The sequence below is a fragment of the Pelagibacterium nitratireducens genome, from assembly GCF_037044555.1.
Lineage (GTDB): Bacteria > Pseudomonadota > Alphaproteobacteria > Rhizobiales > Devosiaceae > Pelagibacterium > Pelagibacterium nitratireducens.
On sequence record NZ_CP146276.1, the window covers coordinates 82,015 to 109,005 of the forward strand.

The following is a 26,991-nucleotide window of genomic DNA, read 5'->3' on the forward strand; positions in this document are numbered from 1 at the left end:
CAAGCATCCCTGCCCGGCCGGACAAGCGGGGCTTTCAGCCCTGCGAAGGACGACGGGCCGGGACTGCCGAGGTCCGCGGTTGAGCGAAAGCGTCACCGGGCCCACCCGATCTGCGACCGGTCCCCTTCCCCCTTTCTTCTTCAGGCCGCCTCCCCGACTGTCTTCCCCACCCCCAAGACCTCATTCGCCAGGTCGGCCTCGATCGTCTCAAGCTGCCGTCGTTTTTCGGCTAGCTCGTCGTCGAAACCGAATTCCCCGCCCTGGCGCGACTGGTATGAGGCGAGACGGCGCTTCGCGTCATCGAGGCGGAAACGGTATTGCGACCGTTCTTCCTCGAAGCCGGCAAGCACATGCTCGATGCGCGACACCGCGCCGAGCGGTGTGACGGTCAACGCCAGATCGATTTCGGTTTCCGCGGCGTTCCGCTCGAGTGCGACGTCATATTGGAAGTCGTCCTGGCCGAAGCGCTGGCCAGAAAAGACCAGATCGAAACCACCAATTGTCGCGATGGTCGTCTCGTCCTCTAGCCTCAAATGCACGAGGGTCATGACTTCCTTCAACAACGCGCGGCCTGCGAGCTTGCGATCGGTGAAGGATTGTCCGCCAACGGTCATGGCGAAGGCGTCGCCCGCTGTCAGAACCCTGCGCGCGATGTCCTTGCCGATGTCAGCGATCCGCCGCGTGTCATATTCAATGTCGCGCTCGGCGTTGCGGATCTGCCGGCGGACGGCGAAGAGATCGTCGCGATGCGCGGCGCGCAATCGCTCAAGCCGAGCAATGTCAGCTTCCAGGCCCGCCTTCTGCATCAGGCGCTGATCGCCCGACGCGATCGCCTTAGCCATGGCGAACTGGTTGGCTTGCCCCTCGCCGAGGTCTTCCAGCTGGCGCACGGACGTGTCGCCGGACAGCGCGGCGGCGATGAATCGGGCCTTGCGCTCGTTGTTCTGCCACATCTGCGCGTCCATCGAGCCTTCCGTGGCGTAGGCGAAGATGTCGGTCTCGTCATGCTGATTGCCCTGCCGCTCGATGCGGCCCTCGCGCTGCTCGATCTGGGACGGCAGCCAGGGAACGTCGAGATGGTGGAGCGCTTTCAGCCGCAATTGCGCATTGACGCCGGTGCCCATGGTTTCCGACGATCCGATCAGGAAGCGAACCTTGCCGGCATTGACGTCGGCAAAGAGCCGCTGCTTGGCCTCCGTCTTCTTGTAATCCTGCATGAAGGCTATTTCCGACGCCGGAACACCGCGGCGGACGAGTTCGTCGCGGATCCAGCGATAGGCGGAAAAGCCTCTGCTTTTCTCGACGCTGATCGTGCCGAGATCGGAGAAGATCATCTGCGCTGCGCCGGGCAGTTCGAAAGGTTTGCCGTCCTTGGCGAGATATGTGTTTCCGGCGGTTTCACGCCAGATGCGATAGGCATTGACGATCAGCTTGTTGAGCTTGTTGTCGGGCTCATTATCACTGTCGGGATCGACAAGCCGAAGATCGATCGCCGCGTGGCGGCCATCGGTGATGACGGAGAGAAGAATGTCGTCGCCGGGCTTGGCCGGACCGTCGCGCATCTCGATTGCCTTGATCCGCGCCTCGAGCACCTGCTGATAGAGCTTGAAGTCCTCGGTCGGCTTCGCGGTGACGATCTGGCGCTTGCCAGTGGAGACGGCGGGAACCTTCACATATTGCCGCAGATCCTCGGGAAGCACCACGTCGGCGAAGGAGCGGAACATGGCGATCAGTTCCGGCACGTTGACGAAGGTGGCGAACCGCGAGACGGGTTTATACTTGCCCGACGGCTGCAGTTCAAGCTCGGTCGCCACATCGCCGAAGGTCGAGGCCCAGGCGTCGAATTCGTGCAGGCCGCGTTCTTTCAGCGCCGAATGCCCAAGGAAGCGCTGGACGGAGAACATTTCGCCGAGCGTGTTGGTGATCGGCGTGCCCGAGGCGAGCACGAGCGCACGGCCGGGGTTCTTCGTCTCGACGAACCTCGATTTCACATAGAGGTCCCAGGCGCGCTGCGAGCCGTTGGGATCGACACCTTTCAGCGTCGACATATTGGTCGCAAAGGAGAGCTTGCGGAACTCTTGCGCCTCGTCGACGATGATCTGATCGACGCCGATCTCGGAAATGGTCAGGAGGTCGTCCTTGACGGTCGCCAGCGATTCCAGCCGGTCCCGCAGCCCTTCCTTCAGCCGTTCCAGGCGCTTGCGCGATACCCGGTCGTCACTCTCGACCTTGTTCAGCAGCTCTTCGTAGAGCGTCAGTTCATCCTCGATCATTTGCTTTTCGAAGTCGGCGGGAACGGCGACGAACTTGAAGGCCGAATGGGTGATGATGATCGCGTCCCAAGTGGCCGTCGCCGCGCGCGACAGGAACCGGTGACGCTTGTCTTTGGTGAAGTTCGTCTCGTCAGCGACAAGGATGCGCGCGGTTGGATAGAGCGCCAGGAATTCGCGAGCGGCCTGCGCGAGGCAGTGACCGGGCACGACCAGCATGGCTTTCGAGATCAGCCCGAGGCGGCGCTGCTCCATGATCGCGGCAGCCATGGTCATCGTCTTGCCCGCGCCGACGGCGTGGGCGAGATAGGTCGCGCCCGCCGATATGATGCGCCAGATGCCCCGCTTCTGGTGACCATAAAGAACAAAGGCGCCTGAGGCGCCCGGTAACTGGAGATGATCCCCGTTGAAGGACCGGGGTGCGATGTTGTTGAAGCGGTCATTATAGACCCGCGCCAGGCGGTCGGTGCGATCGGGATCGGACCAGACCCAGGTCTGGAAGGCGATCTTAATCTTGGTGAGCTTTTCCTTGGCCGCCTCGGTGTCGACGACATTGAGGACCCGGCGCTCACTGTCGCCGTCCCTGATCGTGTCGAAGATTTGCGGAACACGGCTGTTGAGCGCGTCGGCGAGCAGTTCACCGGCGTGCCGTCTCTTCGTGCCCCATTCGGAGGTGCCTTCGGCGCGGTAGGCGAGCATGCGGGCATCTACCGTCCAGGAGGCGAGTTCGGGCATATGGCGAATGGCGATCTCGACCCCCATCGCCTCCTTGACGAAGTCGGCGACATCGCTGGCCGGAATCCATGGTGCACCGAGCCGCGCGGTGATGTCGGAGGGGCTGAGATCGGCCGGCTGGACGGCCTGAAGCGCCTCGACATTACGCCGGTAAGCCGGATCGAGTTCGGCGGCTGCCTCGGCGATTGCAAGCCTGTCCCGCACGGGGCCGGAGAGATAGGCGTCGGATGTCTGCCAGGTTCCGTCCGCCGAATCGCAATAGATCGCGCTGCCCAACTCCTCGACGACCGTGTCCCGGTCCTCTTGTAACAGCTCGGCGATATGATCGATGTCGACATGACCGCGCTCGTTAAGGACGACGGCGAGCGCGTCGGCGGCATTCGTGATTACCGGCGGCGAAGGCGGTGCGATCACGCGTTCGGAAAAGATCGGGCCGGGCTTGGCGGTATCCGTATCGAGATCATAATTCTCTATCGAAGCGACCAGCCAGCAATCAGGATCGTCGAGGAAGGGCTGCAGGTTCGGGCGGCGATGCGTCTGGCGGAATTCGCCCGACTCGCCATTCTCCGAGATCGACACCTTGGTGTGATTAATCGGCCCGAAATCGCGGACGAAGCTCGACCAGGCGATCCGCAGCTCGACCTGAAGGTCCCGCCACGGTTGATCGGTCTCCTGCGCCTTGAGGACCGCGCGCACCGCGTCGCGGACCGGGATCAGCTTCTTGACGATCCGGACCTGCTTTTCCGAAAGGCCATCCCCGGACCGCCCCCTGCGGACGGTGACGGGGGCGGGCTTACCGTCCAATACCTGCATGAGCCCCCTCGACGCGTCGAAGAAGAAGCTGCCCTCACGGACAGGTGCCTCGTCCGGTTTGCCGATATCAGCGTCAATCGGACCAAGCTCGAGATCGACATCGATCTCTCCGGGTTCGCCGTCATAGATGGCTTCCGGAAGAGAGAGGATGGCGGCGTCCAGGTCGGCCTCGAGATCGCCCTCACCGGCCAGGCAGGTATAGGTTTCGCCGAATGGGCCGGAGGTGGTCGCGTGGCGGCCGAGGACATGGTCAGGACGGTCGGCGAACCAGCGATTGACCCGGATGGCTTCGCTATCCTCTGTGGCGGGAATGACCTCGGCGAGATCAAGCCACGATGCACCGCCCCGCGGCTCGCCCGCCTTGCGCTTGCGGAAAAACAGGATGTCGACAACAACGTCGGTGCCGGCATCCTGCCGGAAGCTGCCTTCGGGCAGACGGATCGCGGCAATGAGATCGGCGGATTTGGCGATGTGCTCTCGCGCCGTGGCGTCCGCCTTATCCATCGTGCCCGACGAGGTGACGAAGGCGGCGAACGCGCCGGGTTTCAGGAGATCGATCGACTTCGCGATGAAATAATCGTGCAGTCGTAGGCCCAACGATCGATAGGCGCGATCTGAGCGGACGATCCGGTCGGAAAAGGGCGGATTGCCGATCACCAGATCGAAATGTGCCGGCAGATCGGTGCGCGCGAAATCGCCCTCGATGATGCGGGCAGCCGGCTGCAGAAGCCGGGCGATCCGCACGGTGACCGGATCGAGCTCGACGCCGGTAACGAGCGAGGTCTCCCGAAGCCCCGCCGACATCAGCGCCGGGAACAGGCCCGTCCCGAGCCCCGGTTCGAGAACGCGGCCGCCGCGCCAACCGAGGCGCTGCAGTCCTTTCCAGATCGCCCGGATGATGAACTCCGGCGTGAAATGGGCATATTGCGTGCAGCGCGCGAGCGAGGCGCAGTCGGCCTCGCTGACGGATTCCTGCAGTCTCTCACCGAGGTCTTCCCATCCCTTCCGAAACCCGTCCTCGCCCGGCCGGGTGAAGATCGTATTCGCAAGATCGGTGGCGCCGAAGCCGGTGAACCGGATGAGTCGCGCCTGTTCCTCAGCTGTTGCAGGCCGGTCCTGGGCCGCGATCGACGTGGAAAGGAGGATTGCATCGAGATTGTCGCGTGCTCGGGCCTTCCAACCCTTCGCCAGATCCCGGCTTCCGGAAAGATGGAAGTTGCTGCCGCGTTCGTTCGCGTTGCCGACATGCTGATCAGTGAGCTTTTCGGACGCTGGCGGCCTTGATGAATCCGGCGGCGGTACGTCCTCATCGGGTTCGGTCGCCGGCCTTTCGGCAAATGCCGTGACGCCGAAGCCCAGGCCGGAAGACAGGGCGTTCTGCGAAGTTCCCAACATGTCGAGGGTGAACGGATCGTGGTCTGACATTTCCTGGTTTCTCCTGATGTGCGGGCGCACCGAGCCGCGCCACCGGGAGAACCGGTCGCGGTGACAACGTGCGGATTTGAAAGAGTCGTTCGAGGGAGAACAGAAAAAGTTGCAGACTTTTTCTGTTCGATCTCCCGACCAAACAAGACCAAGAGACCGGTTCGAGGAACCGGGCTCTTAACGCGTGATCAGCGAGAACGAGATGTCGTTCTCGGTGAGCTGGATCCTGAGATGGGTGGCCCCGAAATCGCGGTTGAAGCTCGGGATCAGCAGGTCGGAATCGATGAACTCGATCCCGTCATCGCCCCCGAAATGCCGGCGCTTGTAATCCCACCAGTCGGGATTGCCTTTGGGGTGGCACTCGGTCGAATAGACGACGATCGGCTTTTGTCCTTCGGCAAGCTTGCCGTTCGACATGATGTAGACGCCTTCGTCTCCGACGAGCCAGAAGCCGGCCTTCCCGCCCTCGCCCGGGCGGGTGCCATAATAGGGATTACGGAAGCCGCCATTGGCGGCCGCATCCTCTTCGCCGCGCGCGATGACCTTGCGCACCGCCATGATCGGAAATGTGAACATGGCGGACCTCACGCGGCTTCAGGCAGCGGCAGGTGACGCAAATGAACGGGCAGCTTCTCAGAGATCTGCGCATCGGTCAGGTGGTCAAGCAGCTGGAAGCTGGTGCCCGGCTTGCCGTAGACGATGACGGTACGCTTGCCGCGATGTTCGGGCCGGAAGTCCGCCCCGGCATAGCCGCGATAATCATCATGGGTGGCGCTCCAGATGTGCTCGATGCGCTCGTCGCGGGTCATCGCCTTGACCGGCCAGCGCTCACGCTCGACGATGGCGTCGCGCATCTCATAGGCCGAGCGCGGATCGGACAGATCGCAATAGGAGTGAAAGTAGCGCGTTACGTCATTGACGCTGAGCGTGTAGAAGACGCTGGTGATGCTGCCGGTCAGGAATTCGCGCATGGCGAACATTTCGCCGCGCATCCAGAGCGGCGGCAGTATCTCAAGCATGTAGTCATGCTCGGCACGGGCGATTTCGAACCATTCGCCGGCGTAGAGCGCGCTGTCGTCGTTCTGCCAGCGGCTGGGCCGCTGTGCATGGCGGTCGAAGAGTCTGAACATCTGGTGGCGGTCGGTGATGCCGAAATGGATTTTTCGGATGGGTGGAAGAGAGGTCATGGCGAGCTCCATTGAGGCCTGTCTCGGGCTGGAGCGCGGCGCACCCTGTCGGCATCACCATCTTCTTCAGCCCTTCCGGACCCCTTCCCGCGGCCGCCTCTCCGTCCGGCCGGGTCAAGGGCCGGCGTCAGCCGGGCGGAGCTTCACCCTTGAGGCGGCCGGCGAGCATGCGGCAGCCGTCCTTCTCCTCCTCGCTTCCATCCTTCTTTCTTCTTTTTGCCTTCAGATCCTCGTTCCAATCCTCGCGCTCCGGTCGCGGCCGCTCGAAGCCGGACCCTGCATCGACCGCGAGTCCCTTGAGCCGCGCGGCAAAGATATCGCCCTGCCGGTTGTTGTCGCTGGCTGCCACGATTTCGGCGCCCGGATGCCTGGCCAACGCGAACAGCATCTCGGTCGTGGCGGGCGACCAGCCGCCGCCGGTGCTGAGATAGAGCGTGTCGGGCCGCAACCCCTCGAGCGCGCCGAGACTCATCGCGTCGATCGCGGCCTCGGTGACGCACAGGCGCAACGACGACAGGTCGCCGAGTGCAAAGAGCAGCTTGGTGCCGCCGGACGCAAAGCCGCGCCAGTCGGGACCTCGCTCTTCCCATCCGGTCACGATCCCTGCAGCGTCCCGGTGGACGGCCCACATGCTGCCCTGCGGTCCTTCGCGAAGAAGATCCTGGGCGACGGCCGCGCGCAGAACGGTCTCTGGAAGCGCCCGCGCGTCCTGCAGGTAACGCCATGTTGCCGAGCCGGGCCATGGCTTTCGACGCGCGGACCAGCGCTCGGGAACCGACAGGTCGGGCATACGCTCACGCGATTGCCGCTTCCACTCCGGTTCAGAAGGAACGAAGCCGATCAGATCGGCGACGACATAAAGCGCAGCGGCGAATGGAAGGCCGTCGAGATGTTCGACAAGGCGAAAGACGTCGCCCTTGGCGTCGGACAGGGGATCGAACCACCCCTGGCCGTCATGGAAGACGATGATGATGTCGTCGCCGCGGCGGTACTTCACCGCGCGGCGCGTGCTTTCCTTGGGGTCGACAGCAAAGCCGGCGGTCTCGAGCACTGCACCGCAGGCGACCTTTCCCCTCAACTCTTCCAGCTCTGCTTTTTCCATTCTCTCTTCCGCGTCAGACGCGTCCTCTGTTCAGATTCCCGCTCCCGATCTTTTCGGGCCGAAACCCGGAGGCCGCGAAGAGCAAGGCAGGACAAGGGCGCGCCTGGCAAGCCGGCATTTGTGCCGGGTCGCAGTTTTCATGGCCAGGAGCGGCGAAGCTTCCCTTGCCGGCCGATGCGCGCAAGCGGCACCAAGGTGTTTTCGCAATTCTCCAATCCTTCCGACCGCCCCCGCGTCAGGGATGGCGGCCCCAATGGGGGAAGACCGCTTGCGGGCTTCAGCTTTGCCAACAGCCCGGCCCGAAGAGCGACGCCAGACATCCGCCAAAAAAGTCGCGCTCAGCTTTGCTGGCGACCCCGCCGCCTCGGGCTACCTCCCGATCGCCCTCAATCATCTTCGCCCGTAAGTTCCTTCCATCGGCCGATGTCGACATCGATATATCCCGGCGGATAGGACGTTCCGATCGCTGCAAAGGCGTCATCGCCTTCCGTGTGAACCGCAAGCACAGAGCCTGGCTCGAGTGGCTCGTTTACGTAGAGGTCGAAATCCGATTTCTCGGGACTTGCCCCGGCTGTCCGACCAAAGGTCGCAACAGCCGCCGTGGCGGCCGAGTGAGAATGCCTGGTCTTTCCGAGGGGCACTGCCATCTCAATCACCCGCGCTGTGCCGATCTGTGCCAAAGAAGCGGACAAGCGCGGATCGCGGAGCCAAAATGATGCGACTTCCCCGCCCCACCGTTCCATCAGCGGCACAACACCGCGGTCTTCCACGGAAACGGGATGCGAGGTCATCCAGAATTTGCCGGTTCTGCCTTGACGCTGTTCACTGTGAAACGGGCTCTTTGTGCTTTGAGCCAAGCGATCGTTTCGGTCATGTCATCGAAAATCCGGCCAAGGCAGTTTAGGGCTTTCCTTTAAACAGGGACCGATACCCTTCGAAGCGGTGGCAGCTGTAACCGAATTCTCCGCGAGGATGCTGCTCCGCCCAAGAAAGAACCTCTGCCGTTGGAACGACAAGTGAGGTTTGGCCTTTCGGATGGAAGCAGTTCTTTCCGTGTTTGGAATAGAACGCACCAAATTGCCTGACGTACACACGCCCACGCGACGGGTTGATCCCTTCGATTTCGGCTACTTTGTAGATCAGCATGTGGCCCTGTGTTTGTCGAACGATGGCTTTGTCCTTCTCTTTGGCGGTGCGGTAGTAGGCTGCTATCTCTTCCTCGGTCTGATCGATACAGGGGGAGTATTTCGTTTGATTACGTCGTTCAATCACAATGACACCTTCACGGATGTTTGAGTTTCGGCGCCTGATACGACAAAGAAACGACAAGACCGCGGCAACGGACCGACCAAAATTTAAATCGAAACTTTGGTCAGTAGCGCCCTAGCGTGCAGTCAGTAGTCGGCAGGCGAGCTCCCTGTCACCCCAACGTGTTGAAAAGGTCTCGGAGACTTCGAACCAGCTGCCATCGTTGCCGGCTCCATGGTTTGCGCCCATGCACGAGCATTGACACTCATGGCCGCGGGCCTCTTGGCAGGCGCGCGCGCATATCTCCTGCTCACGGTAAGGCTGGATAATGTAGACTTTGCCAAAACGCTCCAGGGCCCGGTCCACGAAATCATTGAACCACGCTTTCGGTAGTTCCCAATAAGCGTGCTTGCCACCGGTCCATTCGGGTTGGGTTCTTCGACCGTTCTGCAGCCAGTGTCGATTAGTCTCCGCAAATGGCAATCTCACCCGCAGACGCTCTCCCTTTCTGGTGCGTCGCAAGACGACCGGGGTCTCTTTCTGATTCCAGACATAGTTGAGTGTGAGCCGATCCATCTTGCCTACCGCGGATCACCGACCATTGACCAATATTCCCGCTCCTGTTCGGCCTGCAGCTCTTCGAGGGTCACCGGAATGATTGAGAAGTCGAGATTGTACATCGGGATCTGCCATTCGTTGTAGAGCGTTCGGACATGTCGATCCTCCGCGGTGTCGAGGATGAGCTTCTCTTCGTCCAGTCTGGTCAGGAGTTTTTCGGTGAGAACCCTTCCATGGTGGTGATCCTCGCTTTCCCTGTACTCAAGTGAACCCCAGATTTCGGATGTTGCCCTCAAGCCTTGGGCAGAGAATAGGCCAAGATGTTGCATAGCCTCCGCCACTTGCAGCGCTCCCGGCGTCATTGAGGGGAATATCGAACGATCGAGTTCGGATCGACGGGGTTCGCTCCAAAGAAGGGTATCGTCCTGGTATGCTTCAACATCAGCGTATAGACCACTTTCGCGCTCATAGACTGCCCAATTGGGCATGATGTATTCGCCCGCATATCCTTCGACGTAGTGTCCGCGGCGTTGACGGTCGACGTATTCGCGCAATTGAGCGAGGTTCATCGGTTTCCAGTTGACCGCATCGGCGTAGATGAGACGCGCGAGATGATCATAGAACCATCCGATGATGCGGTTGAGCTTCGAGGATATCAGTTTGGGCGGACACCGCACCGCATCCATGAGGATGAGGATCTTCGCGGCCTCCTCTTCGGCGAACCCTTCAAGGACCTTGGCTTCGCGTGGGAGATCTTCCAGCTTCTGCGACGCGGCCCAAAAGCCCTGCGCGCTGTCCAGGATGATGGGCAAGCCTTCTGCGATGAAGTCTAAGCGTTGCTGCTGGGGTAACTGACAGAGCCGTTTGGCTTGATGCAATCCAATGTCGGGACCCCTTGCTTTTCTGTTGCTCAAGACGTTGTCCAATTCTCGAAAGCCGTCAGGGGATTAATCTCTATCTCATTTTAATCGGTCATATACGACCGATAACGATTGATTTTGAATATAAACGGTCTTATATGTCCGATTGAAGTATTTCCTTTGTTGCATAGCGAGCGGCCATATATGGCCTGCAAACGCCGCGAAATCGGATTATGAGGTCATATATGGCCGATAATAGACAAATGAGTGCGAAAACACCAGAAACAATCTCGCGGGACATCGGCGAAAGGCTCGAGCGGCTGCGTCTCTCCCGAAACATTACGCAGGCCGAGCTCGCCCAGGACGCAGGCATTTCCGAGCGCACATTGAGACGCCTCGAATCCGGAGATAATCCGACATTCGACTCGCTAATCCGCGTGCTGATTTCTCTGAAAATCCAGCAAAACATCGACCTCCTTGTTCCAGATCCGCGTGTCAGGCCAATTGAGCGGGTGCGGACAAAAGGGGGCGAGCGACAACGATCGAGTTCGACCAAGCCAACAAAGACGACCAAGCAATGGGAATGGGGCGCAAAGAAGTAGACCATGGCTGAACCTTCAACCGATGCATCCATCAATCTCTGGGGACGAGAGGTCGCCGCCGTTTCGTGGCTGCCGGAGGATGGGTTTGCCGTCTTCCAGTATGATCCCGAATTCGCCCTATCTGGGATAGAGCTGTCGCCGCTCGTAATGCCTTTGAGTCCGGACCCCTATTCCTTTCCGGCCCTGCCCCGGACAACGTTCAAAGGACTACCGGGAATGCTAGCGGATGCCCTTCCCGACAAATATGGCGATCGGCTGATCAACGCTTGGCTGGCGGAGCAGGGCCGCAGGCCTGAAAGCTTCAATCCGGTGGAGCGCCTTTGCTATGTCGGAACCCGCGGCATGGGAGCCCTTGAATTCAAGCCGGCGCTGATGGGTTCGAACCGGAGAGCCCGAAAAGTTGAGGTCGCAAACCTCGTTCGCCTGGCCAATCTGGTGTTGAACGAGAAAGCCAGTCTGGAAGGCGTGCTCGAGGGCGAAAACGACATTGCCGCGATCGACGATATTCTCAGAGTTGGCACATCGGCTGGCGGAGCGCGCGCGAAGGCAATATTGGCGTGGAACCAGAGTACAGGCGAATTCCGTCATGGCCAGATAGATGCCGGTGACGGTTTCGAACACTGGTTGATGAAGTTCGATGGCATCGACAATAACCGCGACAAGGAAGAACCCGACCCGCAGGGGTTCGGCCTGATCGAGTACAGCTACTATCTGATGGCAACGGCCGCAGGAATCGAAATGACGCCATGCCGTTTGCATCATGAGGGTGGACGCAGCCATTTCATGACACGGCGATTTGACCGGCCCGTCGATGAGAACGGCGTGACACATAAGCTCCACATGCAATCGCTTTGTGCCCTGCAGCATTACGACTTCAACGATCCACGCGGCTACTCCTACGAGCAGGCCATCCTGACCATTCGCGAGCTCGGCATTGGCGCTCTCGCACTGGAGCAGCAGTTTCTCCGGGCAGTCTTCAACATCATCGCCAGAAACCAGGACGACCACGTCAAAAACATCGCCTTCCTCATGGACCAGGCTGGTGAGTGGACGCTGTCGCCAGCATTCGACGTGAACTACTCCTACAATCCGAGTGGCGATTGGACCGGTCAACATCAGATGAGCCTGAACAGCAAACGCGACGGCTTCGCTATGGCCGACCTGCTGGCCTTCGCGGAAACAGCATCCATAAAACCAGCCAAAGCAAAGACACTCATTTCCAATATCAGCGAGGTTGTTGCGAACTGGCCGCAATATGCGCAGGACGCCGGGGTTGACGACGAGACAACACGAAGGATTGGAAACGCTCACCGATCATTTCGCTGAAGCTTTCAGCAGACCCGAGACGGGAATTGGATCGACTTAACTCAGGAAACGACGGCCCCGAAGATGAAGGCGCTGAAGTGTAGCAGGTAAAAACTTGGCCAAGCCAAACGCATATGTGTTGAGACTGGACAAAGCGCGGGCAGAGGTCTTCGCCGATGCGTTGAATGAATCTGGCCTTTTTGCCGAGGCAGTTCCATCCTTTTCACATAGCCGCAATGTCCCTCTCGTCTGCTTCATCGTGGGATCGCAGGGACGGATCACCCACATAGCGAGCGGACGTCGCGGCGCGAACGCCGGCACACAGCAAAGTCGCCTGAATGTGAATGATGTCGAATCGCTCAAGACCCGGCTGACGGTGCAGAAGGTAATCAATGGCGTCCCTGCAAGAAACAGGAAGGTCGTCGCCGACAGGTTCCGAAATGGCGGACTGCTGACACCCAAGGCGTTTGATGAGGTGATCGATCTGATCGTCCGCCTCGCCCCGGAAACAGGGAAGTCAATCGACCGCTTCACAAAGACCACGCGAGATCGGCTCTCCAGGCTCAGCGGTGAGGCGCGAGAAGCTCTAGGGCAGCAGAAGGAAGCCGTGGCGACAGCCATGTCGCTTGCCGGGATAGACCGCGCACCCTTGCGGGAATGGGCGCTGCACGAGGATGCGGCACCGCAGTCGTTCCTCGATGGATTATCGGAATCGCGCCAACGCGAGGATGAAATGATCGTAAGGGACCTTTCGATGGTCCCGGGCTACGAATTCATTCGTCGCGTGCCAAATGCGTCGGCGGCCGTGTTTCAAGACGAAGAAACGGGGAACAGGCTAACGGTTGTCCTCGCCAATCGGCTCCGACTCGAGGAGCAAACCGGCACCGACCTGATTTACTACAATGAAAGGTTCAAGTCCTTCGTGCTGGTACAGTACAAGGCCATGGAACCCGACGAGAACGAAGGGTCAATCTTTCGGTTTCCAGAAAAGAAGCTTTCCGAAGAAATCGAACGCATGGAAGCGTTTCTCGAAGAGCTGACAAAGCTGGAAGAGTCCGGGACCACAGACGACTTCCGTCTGAACAACGATCCCTTCTTCCTGAAGTTTTGCCCCCGAATTCAGTTCGAACCGGATTCAAGCGCACTCACAAAGGGGATGTACGTCCCCCTGTCTTACTGGAAGCGGCTTTCCGATGACGACGCGCTTTTGGGGCCGAAGGGCGGTCGGCGCCTCGCCTATTCGAACGTGCGGAGATATTTCGACAATTCAGCGTTTGTCAGCGTGGTCAAAGGCGCTTGGGTGGGTACGTGCGTCGATCAATCGGCCGTCATCGAGCAATGGATGCGAGCAATCATTGAGACGGGTCGCTCGATTACCTTCGCGGTCAAACCCGACGATGAACCTGACGGCGAAAAAGAATCTGTCGGCATTGCGCCGGATTTAGGCCTCGACGGCCTAGAAATCGAAGATGATGCAGAAGAATTGATCCGGGTTATTATCGAGCGCGACTGAAGACTTCCGGGCGCATGCATCGCGGAAGACAACGCCGGGGGATGGATTTATGGCGGTCATCCGAAAAGTAGAGATCAGGAACTTCAGATCAATCAGGTCACTCGATTGGCGCCCGACCGAAGGCGTGAACTGTCTCATCGGAGCCGGCGATGCTGGCAAGAGCAGCGTGCTGGATGCCATCGACTATTGCCTCAGCGCGCGGCGTTCTCTCGCGATCGGTGATTCTGACTTTCACAACCTCAGCGTCGAGAACGACATATCGATCACGCTGGTTCTCGGTCGGTTGGACGACAATCTGAAGAACTATGAGACCTACGGAGATTTTCTTTCGGGAATGCGAGCCGCCGATGGGAGCATTGAAGATGAACCTGGGCACGGTCTGGAGACCGTCCTCAGACTCAATCTTTCCGTGGCTGGCGACCTAGAGCCGAAATGGCGCTTGATATCGAAGCGGGCGGAGGACAAAGGGCTCGATCGCGGCTTGAACTGGGGCGATTGGATCGCCCTCTCCCCAACCCGGCTCGGACCCTGGTCGGAAAACAATCTCGCATGGCGGCGCGGGTCGGTCCTAAACCGGCTTAGCGAGGAGAAGCCCGATGCCTCGAAAGCGTTGTCGAACGCGGCTCGAGATGCTCGGAAGAACTTCGGTACCGAGGCAGATAGGCAACTCGGAGATGCGCTTGCGGTCGTCACCCGGACAGAAAACGAGCTCGGCGTGCCGATCGGCGCTGCGGCAAAAGCCCTTCTCGACACCCATTCAGTATCCACGAGCGGGGGAACGATTGCGCTTCACAACGAGCTTGGTGTGCCTCTGCGAGGCCTCGGAACGGGATCGACACGCCTGCTGATCGCCGGTCTTCAGCGCCAAGTGGCGGACAAGACGTCTATCCTCCTTGTCGACGAAGTCGAACACGGATTGGAGCCGCACAGGATCCTGCGGCTCATTGGCTCATTCGGTGCGAAAACCAATCCGCCACCTCAACAGGTATTCGCCACGTCGCACTCGCCTGTCGTATTGCGCGAGCTTGGCTCGGAGCAACTGTTCATTCTCAGGAAGTCGGCTGACGGACAGCATTTGCCCCTGCCTGTGCCCGCCGAGGCGCAGGGTACACTTCGCGCGTTTCCCGGCGCTTTCCTGGCGCCCTCTGTCCTCATCTGCGAAGGTGCGACCGAGGTAGGGTTTGTGCGGGGATTCGATCAATTCTGCGTGGCGCACGGCCGCGTTTCTCTGCAGGCCGCTGGTGTTGCGATCGTTGACTGCGGTGGCGGGCACGCTGATCGACCCTATGAGCGGGCGAAGGCACTCACCGCTCTCGGATACCGCGTTGCCGTCTTTCGCGACGATGACGTCAGCCCCTCTGCCGCTCTGATCGCTGAAGCTGCCCAGGCAGGATGCTCGACCTTCACATGGGACGATGGATGAATAGCCCCGAGTTTCGTGGACACCCTCGGGTTAGATTTCCTGCTGCCGTTCGAACTCGACGGGTGACAGCATCCCGTTCCTGACGTGCTTGCGTTTTGGGTTGTAGAACATTTCGATGTAGTCGAACACGTCCTGCCTTGCCTCTTGGCGTGTTCGATAGGTTCTGCGCCGTATTCGCTCACGCTTGAGCAGATTGAAGAAGCTTTCTGCCACAGCGTTGTCGTGGCAATTCCCCCGTCGGCTCATCGAGTGCTCAAGATTGTGATGCTTAAGAAAGGCTGCCCAGTCCATGCTGGTGAACTGGGAGCCCTGATCGGAATGGATCAAGACCTTGCTCTTGGGCTTTCGACGCCATACTGCCATGAGCAAAGCCTGCAACACGACGTCGGTTGTCTGGCGGCTCTGCAACGACCAACCGATGACGCGACGAGAGAACAGATCGATGACAACGGCCAGATAGGAGAAGCCTTCCTGGGTCCTGATGTAGGTGATGTCTGTCACCCACGCCCTGTCCGGGGCCTTCACATCGAACTGGCGAGCCAAGGTATTGTCGACCACGATCGAGGGCCTGCCGCCATAGGAGCCGGGCCGTCGTTTGTAGCCGATCTGCGCCTTGATCCCGGCAAGCCTCGCAAGACGAGCGATGCGGTTAGCACAACTGGTCTCTCCCTGATCGAGAAGGTCATCATGGAGCTTGCGGTAGCCATAGACCCTGCCGCTTTCCTTCCAGGCATTGCTGATGAGCTCGGTCTGACGTGCATCTTCCAACGCCCGCTTGCTCAGCGGAGCCTTCAGCCAGGCGTAGAAACCGCTGGGTCGGATACGCAAGCAACGGCACATCGCCCGAACCGTGAATTGCTGGCGATGCTCGGCAATGAACGCGTATCTCACTTTGCATCCTTGGCGAAATACGCGGTGGCTTTTTTTAAGATGTCGCGCTCCTCGGTGACGCGCGCCAGCTCCTTCTTCAGTCGCCGGATCTCGGTTGCTTGATCCGCATCGCCCAACCCAGAAGGCTTCGAGAACTTCTTCTTCCAAGCGTAGAGCGAGTGTGGGCTCACGCCGAGGCGCTTCGAAACCTCGGCAACGGGGTATCCCCGCTCGGTAATCTGCGCGACTGCATCACGCTTGAACTCGTCACTGAAATTGCCAGACCCCATTATGGCCTCCTTGCCTCAAATTTAGGGAAGAAGGCGTCCAGAAATCTAGGGGCTTCTGTGGTTGCCGCCCGTGATGCAAGTAGTTTTTGAGCCATTGGGGTGTGATCGAGTGCGGTCTTCTGTCAGGCCTTCAATTGCGGCGCTTCGGAAGCCGCTGGCCGATATGGTGATTAGCGGATCAGGTCCAAATCTATTCAGCGAGCTGAATGGCTCCTAGCCCCTAACTGGTTTTCCTGTTCCAGATCTGTTCGATCATTTTGCCCATATGGGTCTTTGACTTCTCACACCTCCGTCACCGGCACCCATCTACCTCGCGCTGCACCTCTGTCATGCAACAGCAGCCTGTGCCGGATTCTCGTAATCCTTTCTCTTCGTCACCATGGCCCAGATCGCTCGCGCCATCTTGTTTGCCAGCGCAATCGCCACAAGCATTCTCGGCTTCCTGGCCAGCATCCGAGACAACCATGACCTCTCTGGAATGGTCTTTCGCCCGAGCCAGTTCAATCGAGACATCGCTCCCATGATCAGGAGCCTCCTGATGTCGGCTTGCCCGGCCTTCGATATGCGCCCAAGCCGCTCTTTTCCTCCGGACGAATGCTGCCGCGGCACCAATCCCAACCACGCAGCGAAGTCTCGCCCACGCCGAAAGCTCTCCATTGGCGGTGCGAAAGCCTCAACGGCCAACGCGCTCATCGGTCCGACCCCCGGCATCGTTTGCAAACGACGCGCCGTATCAGTCTGAGTTGCCAGAGCAACGATCTGTTTGGTTTTGGCCTGAATTCGTTCCGTCTTCTCCGAGACCTGCAGCAAAAGATCACGGCACTCCTCGCGAACCCGTGCTGGCAAGTCGCTGTTGTCAGCTTCGATGATCGCCTCAATCCGCTTTAGATGGCCAATCCCCGGCGGGGTCGGATGGCCGAACTCATACAGCACCGAGCGTAGAGCGTTCACCAGCTCTGTACGCTGACGAACAAGTCGTTCTCTTCCGCGAAAGAGAACCGCCTGCGCTTGCTGCTCTTCCGCCTTGGGCGTGATGAAGCGCATCTCGGGTCGCTGCGCGGCGACAACGATCGCTTCGGCATCAGCCGCGTCATTCTTCTGACGCTTGACGAAAGGCCGCACATATTGGGGAGCGATCAGCTTTACCTCATGGCCATGCTTGGCGATCTCGCGAGCCCAATAATGCGCGCTGCCGCATGCTTCCATCACAACGACCGCCCTAGGATGCCCAGCAATGAATCTGCGGAATTGCATCCGAGATAGCTTCTTGCGGAACTTCACTTCCCCAGTCATTGAGGCTCCATGCACCTGGAAAACGTTCTTCGCCAGGTCGATCCCCATCATTGTCTCTGTTGTCATCTTCGCTGTCCTTCCCATCCCGTTTGGTCAGACCGACAATTCTCCAACAGAAGTTGTCGGCTGGGTAGGGCGGCAACCACTCCATCTATTCAGGACAGGACATTGAGACTGCCATCGTCGCCAACGTAAACGAAGCCATTCTATTGCAGGTGATCGACTACGCGATTTCTGTTCACGGACAAGGCTTGGTCGACGATCACATCAAGTCGGCATCGCAAGGGGCCGCGACCGTCGAGAACATCAGGGCTGTTCTGTATTCGCAACAACAAACGCTCACCGGAGATCAGCGCGTTGTCGTTGCTCGGGCTGCGGGCGGAAAAAACGGCTGGTTCAAATCAGTCGGCGATATGGAACATGTCGCCAAAGAGATCCTCGCGCCAAATTTCGCTGGGGTGACTGAGGGGTTCAAGGCCCGGGTGAACAACCTCTTGATCTGGGCGCAGACGGTTCATGGATGAACTAACGGTTCTCAGCGCAAGCAAGGGGAGCGTGTCCGCGCCAGCGGGATGTGGAAAGACGCATTTGATTGCTGCATGCATAAGAGCCTCAACGGACGAAAAGCCAATCCTGATCCTGACGCACACCAATGCCGGTGTTGCCGCCCTGCGGGGGCGATTAGACGCCGCGGGCGTGCTGCGAACTCGTTATCGGATCACTACGATCGACGGATGGGCAATGCGCCTGGTCGGGACCTTTCCGCAACGGAGTGAGCAACATACAAATATCTTGAAGTTGAAGAATCCGGGAACCGACTATCCAGCGCTTCGAGCTGGCGCGCTCGCCATTATCAATGGGCAGCATCTGTCGGGTGTAATCGATGCGACTTACTCCAGGCTTGTCGTTGACGAGTATCAGGACTGCATTGTCCAGCAGCACGGAATGATCGCGCAGCTGTCTGAGTTGTTGCCTACGTGTGTCTTGGGCGACGACATGCAGGCGATCTTCGGCTGGGGAACGAACGTTCTCGTGGATTGGTCGAATGCAGTGGAAGCTTCGTTTCCACCGATCGGTCAGCTCTCGACACCGTGGCGTTGGGACAACGCAGGTGCTCCGAGGTTGGGACAATGGCTCTTGTGGGCGCGGTCAGCGCTGCAGACCGGTACTCCGATCGATCTCCGGAGCGCACCGGATGAAGTGACTTGGATGCAGATCTCCGGTCCCGATGATATCCAAACGCTTACACGGGCTGCCTATGCTGCTTCACCGGTGGCAGATGGTGGGGCGCTTATTATCTGCGACAGCCGTCGGCCGAATCGACACAGGGATATCGCCAGCCGGGTGAAAGGTGCCGTCGTCGTTGAAAATGCCGACCTGTCTGATTTCATAAGATTTGCCGAGCGATTTGATTTCGATGCGCCGTCCGCTACCGATGATTTGATTGACTTCGCCGCCAGTACGCTCACCGGGGTTGGGGCGGGGCAACTCAAACAGCGGTTGGTGTCACTTCTTGCCGGCAGGGCCCAAAAGGCGCCGACCGAAGTGGAAGAGGCGGCAATTGCCTTTTCCAAAAACCCGGTCCCCATAGCGGCAGTGGAATTACTCGTTGAGATCAACAAGCAAGCAGGCGTTTCGCCCCTTCGCCCCGCAATTCTGCGCGCCGCGATTCAAGCTCTTAACGGCTGTGTCTACAAAGCAGACTTCTATGAGATGGCTGTTCGTGCTCGAGAGCAGTCACGCGTCCTTGGACGCTCCGTTCCCAGGCGGGCCGTCGGCAGCACTCTGCTACTGAAGGGCTTGGAAGCCGACATTTCAGTTGTCCTCGATACCGACGTTCTGGACGCACGTAACTTGTATGTGGCTCTGACGCGAGGCTCACGGCGGTTGGTTGTTTGTTCGACCAGCCCGGTGCTTCAACGGTAAGTTTGGCGATCCTAGAGGCTCCACGCGGGGACCTTTGCTGCTTTCGCAGCCTTATAGGCCGATACCATCGGCCGCGATGAGAAAAGTTCGATGGCAACCAGAAGGCTGCATAGTAGGCGACCGGCCGGGTGGTCCGATCACGCGCTCATTGCCGCTCACGCGGAATTTCCCGTGAGGCTACATGTCAAGAGGCTGATAAAATATGCTGGGTGCTGGGCGGGCAAGCCGGGCACGCGACGGAAGGCTCTGTCGATTCATGGCGGACCACGGTGCGTAAAACTGGCCGGCCATTCATGATGGCATTGATCTGATTTTGGAACTCGCGAGGCTCGACCAAATACATACCACCGCGGGCGCCTTCAAAGGCGCAATTCCAAGCGGCAAGAGCTTGGCCATAGCGAAGTGCCTTCGACAAACCTTGAGCGTCCATTTTCTTGAGTCCCAACAACCCCTGTTTGGCGCCTAAGGCCAGAATGCCAGCCGTGCACCAGTCGCCGGAGCCGCACGTGTCCACGAGGCTTGGCGCAGGGAACGCGGGGCAAATGCTCCAGTCGGAAATTTGCCCGTCGAGACGGTGTCTGTACCGCAGACCTTGCGAGCCAAGCGTCTGAATCTCGAGCAAAGTCGCAGTTGAGGCGGTCATGGCGCCACCCGCCTCGGAAAGGCGCTGATCCGAGTACTTCACGATGTGTGCGATTTTCATCGCTTCCGCAAACTGCTTTTCGTCCGACTTTCCGGAAGGTTCAAACAGAACTACGGCACCATTTTGCGCTGCTTCTGCTGCGAGCGTTAATGCAGCTCTCGACAGCCGATCCATGAAGAAAACCGCAGAGCCCGGTAGTGCGAGGGTGATATCCTCCACTGCATGCTGTGTGACGGGCCTGTAGCTGGGCAGACGCTTTCCGCAGTGCGGGCACGTCCAGAGGAACCGGTGTGTCGGTGATCCGTCACGAGCGCGCCTAATTTGTTGAATTATGATCGGTGTATGGCCCGTCGGAGCGCAATTGGCAAAGTCCAATTTCACCCCCCATTTGGCCATGTCCGCCCGAACACGTTCTGACGCGGGATCACCATTCATTCGTGCGATTGGGTAGGCATCCCAACCCAGGTATCTCATTATCGTGAGAACGTTGCCGCATGTTCCGCCGGCCCATGAGTGAACTGGCGCTTCACTGTCGAGCCCAATTACAAGATCGAGCGCGATCAAGCCCGTGCCAAAGATCTTCGGCCTTTCCTCTGGATGGTTCATGGGACGTGTCCTTTTTTCAGCCTGGGGCGCGGCTGCGGGTAGACCTCTCCCTCCAACCAGACATGAATGATATGGGGCGTCGGCGAAGCAAGATCCGCGGACGCATCGAAATCATACCCTATCGATTCGAGGTAAGCGACTGGTAAATCTCGCTCGAGGGCCGCCATCAGGGCGCCGAGGGACATGACTTTGCTACCCAGCGGAGAAAGAACCAGGATCGAGCCTCCGGCATCTCGAAACACCGGCTTGCGTAAATCGTCCAACCGCAGAATTGTGCGATAAAGGTGTAGGGGATCCTGTTCATCCGCGTACACGACGTCGCGGGCATCAACTGACCAACCGCTCTCGAACTCTGCCAAGTATTCCTCTGCCAGCATGTCTCCGAGGCGCGGGTCGCGCGCCGGAAAAGGCAGGATTGGGCATGTGTCGTGCGGAGCGACGAAATCGTGGACCCGAGATAGGGCCTGCTGGCGCCCCATTGCGAGCTGTGGGAGCCATAACTTCGCTGCCCGAGAGGCAGCGTCGAGCGTCAGCCCCCCTTTGAACCCATGAACATAGCCTGGAACGTCGCTCGCCACAGAGGATATCTGCGCGTCAAGATTGGGATCATGCGACACAAAGAGATGCAGGTTCTGCGGATCCTTGCCTCGATTAATCCGCTCAACGAACAATCTGATCAAAGGGAACGCTGTGCCCACTGAAAGGGCGCTGATGTCGACGATCACGTCGGTGACTTCGGTCAGATCGTACCGCGAAACGCCCAGTGTAACATTGCGTCCACCGACAACAGCGCCATCAGCTCCGAAAATTTCGACGGCAAGGATATCGTTCGAGGGAAGCAGCGTCTGAAGCTTCTCGATATTTTTTTCGGCGCGGCGAGTGAGCTCAGAATCTGGATTGGGCCGGTTCTCTCTGATGAACAATGCTTGAGCATCGGCACCGGCGGCAGCGAGACGTTCAGCAATCTGGGTCGCGCGTGGATCAAATCCACCACCTGCGATTAACAGCGCTTTCCTGCCATTCTGCGAGAAATATTCGGACGCAAAGCTTTCAGCTTCTGAGCCATCGTGGGAAATGCAAGGATCCCATCGCCACCCGTGCGCCATTATTTGGCCTCGCCCAGCAAACGGGTGAGATCTTCCACGCGTCGTTCAAGAAATCCTCCTCTTTTCAGGGTCAAGCCGCTCTTGATGAGTACCACCCCGGATAGTTCGACGAGACACCAGAGCTTGTTCTTAGCCCCATGGTTCGGAATGAGAACGAATGCGTTGTAGGCAACTCCAAACTGAAGGACCTTTGCGAGGTCGGGCTGCAGCTTCGGGATCTGATCAAATTCTTCCTGAGGAATCCCGAACGCGTTCGCGCCGCCATTGAGCGACGCGTTGCCCTCCAAGCTCTTTTCGATGCACTGGTCGGCGATGCCTTGAGACAGCCGTTTCACAAGATGATGGAGAGGAAAATCCCATTCGCGGATCATCTCGTCCGCGCGATCGCGCAGCAAGTTGTGTTGGACCTGACTGGTCAGTGTCGGCGCCTTCGACCGTATCAACTGGGTCTCCGACTGCGCGACGAGCCGTGCGGCGAGGTGCAGAAACTGCTCTGCGTTCTCCGAGCTCGCATCGCAAAGAGCATCGATGCCGTAGTAGTATGGTCGGTCAAATTGGTGAAGCAGATGGATCTTGGCGCCGTCAGCGATCGCCGCGCTCGCTGTCACGGGCCGTGAAGGCTCGACGTCGGTCGCCTCCTCGAAGAGACCGCGTTGGGGAGTTCGGTTTGCATATCGTTCGAGAAGTATGGCGAGCATCGACAGCCTTAGGTCGTTGGCGGGTTCCCCAGTTTTCGCCAGGTACTCGGAAACCTCCCGTTCGAGCGCTTCTCGGCGCTCAGCAGTGATCGAATTTCGTCGCTGAATAGCGTCGACTTTCTTCGCTAGCTTGCCGGCCTTTGAAGGCGGGAGATCATCGACATGCGTCGAGAGAAGATCACCAAGGGTGTTCAAGCCCCGGCGATTAAAGACGTCCATCTGGCTGAGATACCGGCCAGCCATGTCCTTCGCCATTTTCCGGAAGGCTCGCCGCTGGCTCGATCTCCCCTCGCTGCTTTGCATCCAGATGGTGGTGATTTCCCGAGCGCGCTTCAGACCGGGCTCACTTTCGTCGAAAGCGTTCTGTCCCTCGATGAGTACATCCGCGGGAGCCAATGCGTCCAGGCGGGTGAGGATCCACCGGGCCACCCGCAATTCCCTGCGCGCAAGCCACCGTTGGAGCGCAGCTAGCTGGCTCGGGTGCAAGAAATGTGCATCGTCGAAGACAACCAACGGGGTCAGTTGCAGGTCTCCCGACCCATCCGTGACCCGGAACGCGTCTATGACATCCAGCGGTCGATACGCTGCCGCCGCGGCATTCTGTTCAACCTCATCTATGTCTGGAGGAACAAGGGCGGCCGAGATTTCGTAAATCGCTGTTTCCATCTCTCGGGCGCGCCGCTGCAGCCCGATGCCGTTTTCGCCGCCAATCGCTTCAAGGGCAGCATCAGCATCGGGCCGAGCGACGATCTCTATGTTCTCAAGGCTGATGCCGGCTGCCTGGGCATCTCGCAACCAGGCAAGCACTGCCCGCGCCTGAAGTAGCGCAACGGTTAGCGAGGACTTTAAACTGTCCGGATAAGGGAACTCCCAAAACTCGCGATATTCACTTTCGAGCGAAATCCGGCAGCCGATAACTGAGGGCTTGCCATCACGGATCGCGTCACAAGATGTAAGCGCGTCGATCAGGGTCTTGTAGGTTTCGAATCCACGATTCCGAAGCAAGACCTGAAGCGTTGAGAATTTGAACAATCGCGCGAGGGTCGTCTTCCCGCTTCCGGGCGTCCCGATCACCATGGATAGCCGGTCGTAGAGCTTTCCCTCTTTCGCCGGCTTCTTGAAAAACGTAGACAACGGCTCCGGGGTAACGACAGCCAGAAAGGCTTCGTCTTGCAGCAAATACTCGGTTGCCCGTTTTTCAAATGGATTTACCAAGTCGCACCTATACGTGTCTCTGGCGGCGGCGGAAAAGCGGACTCATCGGAGGCGCCGTCGCGCCGCCTTCCCGTTCTCCGCCCTCGGTTTCAGCCCACAGCAGACCCACTGAGTTGTTTGGCGTGTTGTGGTCCAAAACTAATGGCAACGCGCACCCGGCGTAGCCGAGCCCCAAATGCGTTACTCCTCCGACGTCGGTGTGTTTCGTTCGGATGGCAGGATCATAGTAGATATTCGTCAACTCGATGAAGTCACCGAAATCGTTTCCCGGCGCATTTATCGGCAGGTTTTCGGGTAGGATCGTTCCGAACGAGAAATGAACTTCCGATGCCCAGCCTTCGGTCTGAAACGACGATCGCGCTTCTTGTTCGCGTTCTATTGCCGTTCGAGACGCTGCATCCGTACCTATATAATGATGGATGCAGAGCTGCCAATCGTCGGAAAAAATCTTCTGGTCTGAAAGCTGAGCCTGGGCATGAACGATCGATTCTTTGAATTTTTTCAGTTTCCCTGACCACTTCTTCTTCTCTTCATTGTACCGAAGGAACGAAGATCCGCTGCCCATGAAATCGTCGATCAGATAGACAAGCCGAAACCTCGCATCTGGATCGCCAATGGCCTCTCCCAATTGGCTGAGTAGGTCTTGCCATTTCTCAGTGTCGAGCTGAGTCGAGACGACCATTTGCTCGTTGTTCAGCACCCCAACATTGCTGTGTCTCAATCCGTCGATGCGAGCCCCGTCGCTTAGACCCATGAACAGCGTTTGGCGTCGCAGTCGCTCGACCGCAGCCCTCGCATCCGCGTCGGCATAAACCCTGTAAGGTGGAATCCCTTTTTCATTGGCGACCATACGAACCAGGCGGTCTCGAACGAACTTCGGATACATCTGCTCGACAAGCCTTTGCATCTCGCTCGGGCCAACGTAGACGATTGCATTTCGGGCAAATTCATAGGCCGTCTTTCGCTGGTCCGCAGTGGAAAATTGTTGCAGCCAGGTGGCAAGGCTCTCGATAAAACGCATTCCGGCTTGGAAGTCGCGATAACCGTCGTATTTCAAGCGGGCCATCAAGCGCAGCCAACGAAATTCCTTTCGAGCCTCGTCGTCACTCCACTGCATGATTTCGCTGAGGATCCGAAGGCCGAGGTCTTCGTTCATAGCAGCGCCCCCTTTCGAAACCGCAGACCTTTCTCTGCGGAATCCAATGCGCCAAGATACATGCGGGTGACGGCGATCCCACGTTGCCCGGGTTCCGCCAGATTCCAGCAATTGCTCGGGTCCACGCTTACTTCGTCAACGCTGAGCCCCATGGGGGTACTGAGGAGCGCATAGTCGTTGCCCGGCCATTTTCCGCGGTCACCGATCGTGAGAATGTCGCGGCCTCTCACCTGATCCTGCAGATGACGGACCACATTCTTTTTTGAAACGCCGCTTGCAACAATATCGATCGAGTGGCTCGACCGGGTAATAATGGCGTCAGTACAGCCGACTTGAAGGACGACCTGATGTGCAATATCCCATAGCCTGTTTTCTGCCATGAAACGGATCGGCTCCAGCGTAATTTGGTAGCGGCGATTGGTCTGCCTTGCCGAGCCAGAAAGTTCGTGGCTTTCGGCAAGGGCATCTGCCAAGGTCTTCAGTTCTGGGCAAACTTCATCGGTTCCATCTGGCTGCGAATCATCCGCGAGCGAGCCAATCATGGCGCCGTTGTAGTAACCGACCACAACGTTCTCCCAAACCTTATTGGGCAACACCGTTCTGAGGTCATTCCGTACCGATACACCCCGACCGGTGGCGATGGCCAATATGGCGTCGCTGTCAGCAATCCTTTGGAGCTCGCCAGCAATTTCGGGTCGGGCGGGTTCAAATCGCTCGCGCGTATCAACGACCGTTCCGTCGTAATCCAACACGACTGCACCGAAGGTCTTCTTCTCCAGCCGGTCCACAAAATCGGCATGCGCGTGTTGCCAGAAGCGTAAGGTGTTCTTCTCGTGGAGGAGATGGACACTCTCGCCGGTCTTTCGCCGGATTGCCGCAGCGGCGGTTGCTTCGATCCGCGGCGCTGTACCTCGACGTTCTCTCTTTGGCAGCTTCAAGTGATACAGCTTGCGGCCGAACTCCGGAACTCCGGGCTGCCCAGGATCGATTTCACGAGCCTGGCCCGCCCACCCGGTGACGCGTAGCGCAGCAAGGAGTGATCCGAGCAGCGCCGCCGGACCGGTGCCCGGGATGTCAAGGCTCGCGACAGGCACCTCCTTGGGGATGAGTCTCAGCGTTTTTTTGGCAAGCTCACGGTCGTCTTCGGCGACGAGTGCCAAGACTGAAGTTTGATCCTCACGCTTTGCGAGCCAGTGGTGCCGTCCATGAGCAAAGTTGCGGTAGTCCGCCAGTTGAATGTTTCCGAGCGCGGCCTCAGTGAATTTTGACTCAATGTCTGTGGCGCCGACTTTCGTGGCCGGTCCATAGAGGACGATCGTCGTTGATCGCTGCCACAGGGCGTCCGCTGCGCCGCGCCAAGTCAGAACTGGTTTGCTCGACGCATCAAGGAGGGGTGCGACGAGATCGGAAACTTCATTCCAATCTGCGGGGTCGCCGAAGACCGAAACGTAGGCTCGCGCGAGAAGTGTTGAGAAGGCGAGCAGGGAGTTGGTGGCCAGAAATCCATCCTTTCCCGCCGGCGGAGGAAAAACCAAGAGGTCTACGAACGGGTGTCGCTCGCAGATAGCCGTTATCGGGCTGTTGGCGCGCCCGCACAGAACGGCGATTTGACGATGCTCTCGCTCAATAAGTGATTTCGCCGCAGCGTTGATGTCGACATTGGTACCTCCGGCACTCAAGAGCCATTGGCTGACGGAGGCTTCGAACACGGTATCGACGGCCTCAAGCGGCGTTTGAACAATTCCAGGCTTCCCAGTATAGAATTGATGCAGCGCTACGAGCGCCTGCGCGGCCGTCAGAGACCCCCCAGACCCTATCGCCGCCAGCGCCGAAAGACCCGCAAGCTTGACCGCCCTTTCAAGACCACCAATGTCGGCCGTACTGGCCCATCGAAAAGTCTCTTCTAGCCGCGATATTTCCAGTTCGTATGGCTTTGCCACTTGATTACCCCCAAACCTCACGAGAACATAACAGGAACACCCTATCACATCCCAGCGAAGTCAATACCCCTTTTTATATCGCCAACCTGGTTCGCGGAGTGCACCGCCGCACCTCGAGAAGAATATGAACAGTTGTTTTCGGCATTCCTCGTTGCCGCTTGTTAGAATCAGAAAACAATGAGGGCACTCTGGCAAATTGAATGTCAA

General features: G+C 58.7%; 20 protein-coding genes. 6 read left to right on the plus strand and 14 right to left on the minus strand.

What is annotated here, in order from left to right; translation table 11 throughout:
* Positions 1 to 140: 140 nt before the first annotated feature.
* From V6617_RS18615 to V6617_RS18650, 7 genes are all read right to left on the minus strand, one after another.
* Positions 141 to 5,243, minus strand: a complete 5,103-nt coding sequence (locus V6617_RS18615; RefSeq protein ID WP_338610840.1) for an Eco57I restriction-modification methylase domain-containing protein — start codon at positions 5,241 to 5,243, stop codon at positions 141 to 143.
* A gap of 177 nt (positions 5,244 to 5,420) precedes the next feature.
* The gene (locus V6617_RS18620; RefSeq protein WP_338610842.1) at positions 5,421 to 5,819 is read right to left on the minus strand and encodes a DUF3085 domain-containing protein; all 399 of its coding nucleotides are present in this window, start codon (positions 5,817 to 5,819) and stop codon (positions 5,421 to 5,423) included.
* 8 nt (positions 5,820 to 5,827) lie between these two features.
* Complete coding sequence (locus V6617_RS18625) at positions 5,828 to 6,430, minus strand: DUF1419 domain-containing protein (protein ID WP_338610844.1); 603 nt, start codon at positions 6,428 to 6,430, stop codon at positions 5,828 to 5,830.
* 127 nt (positions 6,431 to 6,557) lie between these two features.
* Positions 6,558 to 7,532 carry a DUF3991 and toprim domain-containing protein gene (locus tag V6617_RS18630; protein ID WP_338610846.1) on the minus strand — a complete coding sequence of 325 codons (975 nt, stop codon included), beginning with the start codon at positions 7,530 to 7,532 and terminating at the stop codon, positions 6,558 to 6,560.
* A gap of 386 nt (positions 7,533 to 7,918) precedes the next feature.
* A complete protein-coding gene (locus V6617_RS18635; RefSeq protein ID WP_338610847.1) occupies positions 7,919 to 8,179 on the minus strand; it encodes a hypothetical protein in 261 nt (86 codons plus the stop codon).
* A 253-nt stretch (positions 8,180 to 8,432) separates the two neighbouring features.
* Positions 8,433 to 8,804: a hypothetical protein gene (locus V6617_RS18640; protein WP_338610849.1), complete on the minus strand. Its 372-nt coding sequence runs from the start codon at positions 8,802 to 8,804 to the stop codon at positions 8,433 to 8,435.
* Between the two features lie 557 nt (positions 8,805 to 9,361).
* Entirely contained in the window at positions 9,362 to 10,252 is an 891-nt protein-coding gene (locus V6617_RS18650; RefSeq protein ID WP_338610853.1) for a hypothetical protein, read from the minus strand.
* A gap of 191 nt (positions 10,253 to 10,443) precedes the next feature.
* On the opposite strand from V6617_RS18650, the gene V6617_RS18655 reads away from it, so the two are divergent.
* The 4 genes from V6617_RS18655 to V6617_RS18670 all read left to right on the plus strand — a co-directional run bounded on the left by V6617_RS18655 (position 10,444) and on the right by V6617_RS18670 (position 15,041).
* Positions 10,444 to 10,800: a helix-turn-helix transcriptional regulator gene (locus tag V6617_RS18655; protein WP_338610854.1), complete on the plus strand. Its 357-nt coding sequence runs from the start codon at positions 10,444 to 10,446 to the stop codon at positions 10,798 to 10,800.
* Positions 10,801 to 10,803: 3 nt separating this feature from the next.
* Entirely contained in the window at positions 10,804 to 12,126 is a 1,323-nt protein-coding gene (locus V6617_RS18660) for a type II toxin-antitoxin system HipA family toxin (RefSeq protein WP_338610855.1), read from the plus strand.
* 94 nt (positions 12,127 to 12,220) lie between these two features.
* Complete coding sequence (locus tag V6617_RS18665) at positions 12,221 to 13,618, plus strand: hypothetical protein (RefSeq protein WP_338610856.1); 1,398 nt, start codon at positions 12,221 to 12,223, stop codon at positions 13,616 to 13,618.
* A 49-nt stretch (positions 13,619 to 13,667) separates the two neighbouring features.
* Complete coding sequence (locus tag V6617_RS18670; protein ID WP_338610858.1) at positions 13,668 to 15,041, plus strand: ATP-dependent nuclease; 1,374 nt, start codon at positions 13,668 to 13,670, stop codon at positions 15,039 to 15,041.
* Between the two features lie 30 nt (positions 15,042 to 15,071).
* Here V6617_RS18670 and V6617_RS18675 read toward each other — a convergent pair.
* Together V6617_RS18675 and V6617_RS18680 are read right to left on the minus strand one after the other, a co-directional pair.
* Positions 15,072 to 16,201, minus strand: a protein-coding gene (locus V6617_RS18675; RefSeq protein WP_338610860.1) for an IS3 family transposase whose coding sequence is annotated in 2 segments (ribosomal slippage) — positions 15,072 to 15,958 and positions 15,958 to 16,201 — 1,131 coding nt in all. Because the reading frame shifts where the segments join, the coding sequence is not laid out codon by codon here.
* Positions 16,202 to 16,528: 327 nt separating this feature from the next.
* On the minus strand, positions 16,529 to 17,560 hold the full coding sequence (locus tag V6617_RS18680; protein ID WP_338610862.1) for an IS110 family transposase: 1,032 nt from the start codon (positions 17,558 to 17,560) through the stop codon (positions 16,529 to 16,531).
* 143 nt (positions 17,561 to 17,703) lie between these two features.
* On the opposite strand from V6617_RS18680, the gene V6617_RS18685 reads away from it, so the two are divergent.
* Together V6617_RS18685 and V6617_RS18690 are read left to right on the plus strand one after the other, a co-directional pair.
* On the plus strand, positions 17,704 to 18,018 hold the full coding sequence (locus V6617_RS18685; RefSeq protein WP_338610864.1) for a hypothetical protein: 315 nt from the start codon (positions 17,704 to 17,706) through the stop codon (positions 18,016 to 18,018).
* Between the two features lie 64 nt (positions 18,019 to 18,082).
* Positions 18,083 to 19,420, plus strand: a complete 1,338-nt coding sequence (locus tag V6617_RS18690) for a UvrD-helicase domain-containing protein (protein ID WP_338610866.1) — start codon at positions 18,083 to 18,085, stop codon at positions 19,418 to 19,420.
* A 184-nt stretch (positions 19,421 to 19,604) separates the two neighbouring features.
* Here V6617_RS18690 and V6617_RS18695 read toward each other — a convergent pair whose 3' ends face one another.
* From V6617_RS18695 to V6617_RS18715, 5 genes are read right to left on the minus strand one after another with little or no spacing between them, the layout of a single operon-like run.
* Entirely contained in the window at positions 19,605 to 20,669 is a 1,065-nt protein-coding gene (locus V6617_RS18695) for a PfkB family carbohydrate kinase (RefSeq protein ID WP_338610868.1), read from the minus strand.
* The gene (locus V6617_RS18700; RefSeq protein WP_338610870.1) at positions 20,666 to 21,775 is read right to left on the minus strand and encodes a hypothetical protein; all 1,110 of its coding nucleotides are present in this window, start codon (positions 21,773 to 21,775) and stop codon (positions 20,666 to 20,668) included. Before V6617_RS18700 ends, V6617_RS18695 begins: the two co-directional genes overlap by 4 nt.
* Positions 21,775 to 23,688, minus strand: coding sequence for a hypothetical protein (locus tag V6617_RS18705; RefSeq protein ID WP_338610872.1), 1,914 nt, complete (start codon positions 23,686 to 23,688; stop codon positions 21,775 to 21,777). The genes V6617_RS18700 and V6617_RS18705 overlap by 1 nt, the downstream gene beginning before the upstream one ends.
* A gap of 7 nt (positions 23,689 to 23,695) precedes the next feature.
* Positions 23,696 to 24,844, minus strand: coding sequence for a phosphoribosyltransferase-like protein (locus V6617_RS18710; RefSeq protein WP_338610873.1), 1,149 nt, complete (start codon positions 24,842 to 24,844; stop codon positions 23,696 to 23,698).
* Positions 24,841 to 26,784, minus strand: coding sequence for a sucrose-6-phosphate hydrolase (locus V6617_RS18715; RefSeq protein WP_338610875.1), 1,944 nt, complete (start codon positions 26,782 to 26,784; stop codon positions 24,841 to 24,843). Before V6617_RS18715 ends, V6617_RS18710 begins: the two co-directional genes overlap by 4 nt.
* Between the last annotated feature and the right edge of the window lie 207 nt (positions 26,785 to 26,991).

What these genes read in the sequence shown, in the direction of transcription:
- V6617_RS18695 (WP_338610868.1), bottom strand. Translation starts at nt 20,669, where the DNA reads ATGAACCATCCAGAGGAAAGGCCGAAGATCTTTGGCACGGGCTTGATC.
- V6617_RS18680 (WP_338610862.1), bottom strand. Translation starts at nt 17,560, where the DNA reads ATGACAACAGAGACAATGATGGGGATCGACCTGGCGAAGAACGTTTTC.
- V6617_RS18700 (WP_338610870.1), bottom strand. Translation starts at nt 21,775, where the DNA reads ATGGCGCACGGGTGGCGATGGGATCCTTGCATTTCCCACGATGGCTCA.
- V6617_RS18635 (WP_338610847.1), bottom strand. Translation starts at nt 8,179, where the DNA reads ATGGCAGTGCCCCTCGGAAAGACCAGGCATTCTCACTCGGCCGCCACG.
- V6617_RS18630 (WP_338610846.1), bottom strand. Translation starts at nt 7,532, where the DNA reads ATGGAAAAAGCAGAGCTGGAAGAGTTGAGGGGAAAGGTCGCCTGCGGT.
- V6617_RS18710 (WP_338610873.1), bottom strand. Translation starts at nt 24,844, where the DNA reads ATGAACGAAGACCTCGGCCTTCGGATCCTCAGCGAAATCATGCAGTGG.
- V6617_RS18655 (WP_338610854.1), top strand. Translation starts at nt 10,444, where the DNA reads ATGGCCGATAATAGACAAATGAGTGCGAAAACACCAGAAACAATCTCG.
- V6617_RS18620 (WP_338610842.1), bottom strand. Translation starts at nt 5,819, where the DNA reads ATGTTCACATTTCCGATCATGGCGGTGCGCAAGGTCATCGCGCGCGGC.
- V6617_RS18625 (WP_338610844.1), bottom strand. Translation starts at nt 6,430, where the DNA reads ATGACCTCTCTTCCACCCATCCGAAAAATCCATTTCGGCATCACCGAC.
- V6617_RS18670 (WP_338610858.1), top strand. Translation starts at nt 13,668, where the DNA reads ATGGCGGTCATCCGAAAAGTAGAGATCAGGAACTTCAGATCAATCAGG.
- V6617_RS18660 (WP_338610855.1), top strand. Translation starts at nt 10,804, where the DNA reads ATGGCTGAACCTTCAACCGATGCATCCATCAATCTCTGGGGACGAGAG.
- V6617_RS18615 (WP_338610840.1), bottom strand. Translation starts at nt 5,243, where the DNA reads ATGTCAGACCACGATCCGTTCACCCTCGACATGTTGGGAACTTCGCAG.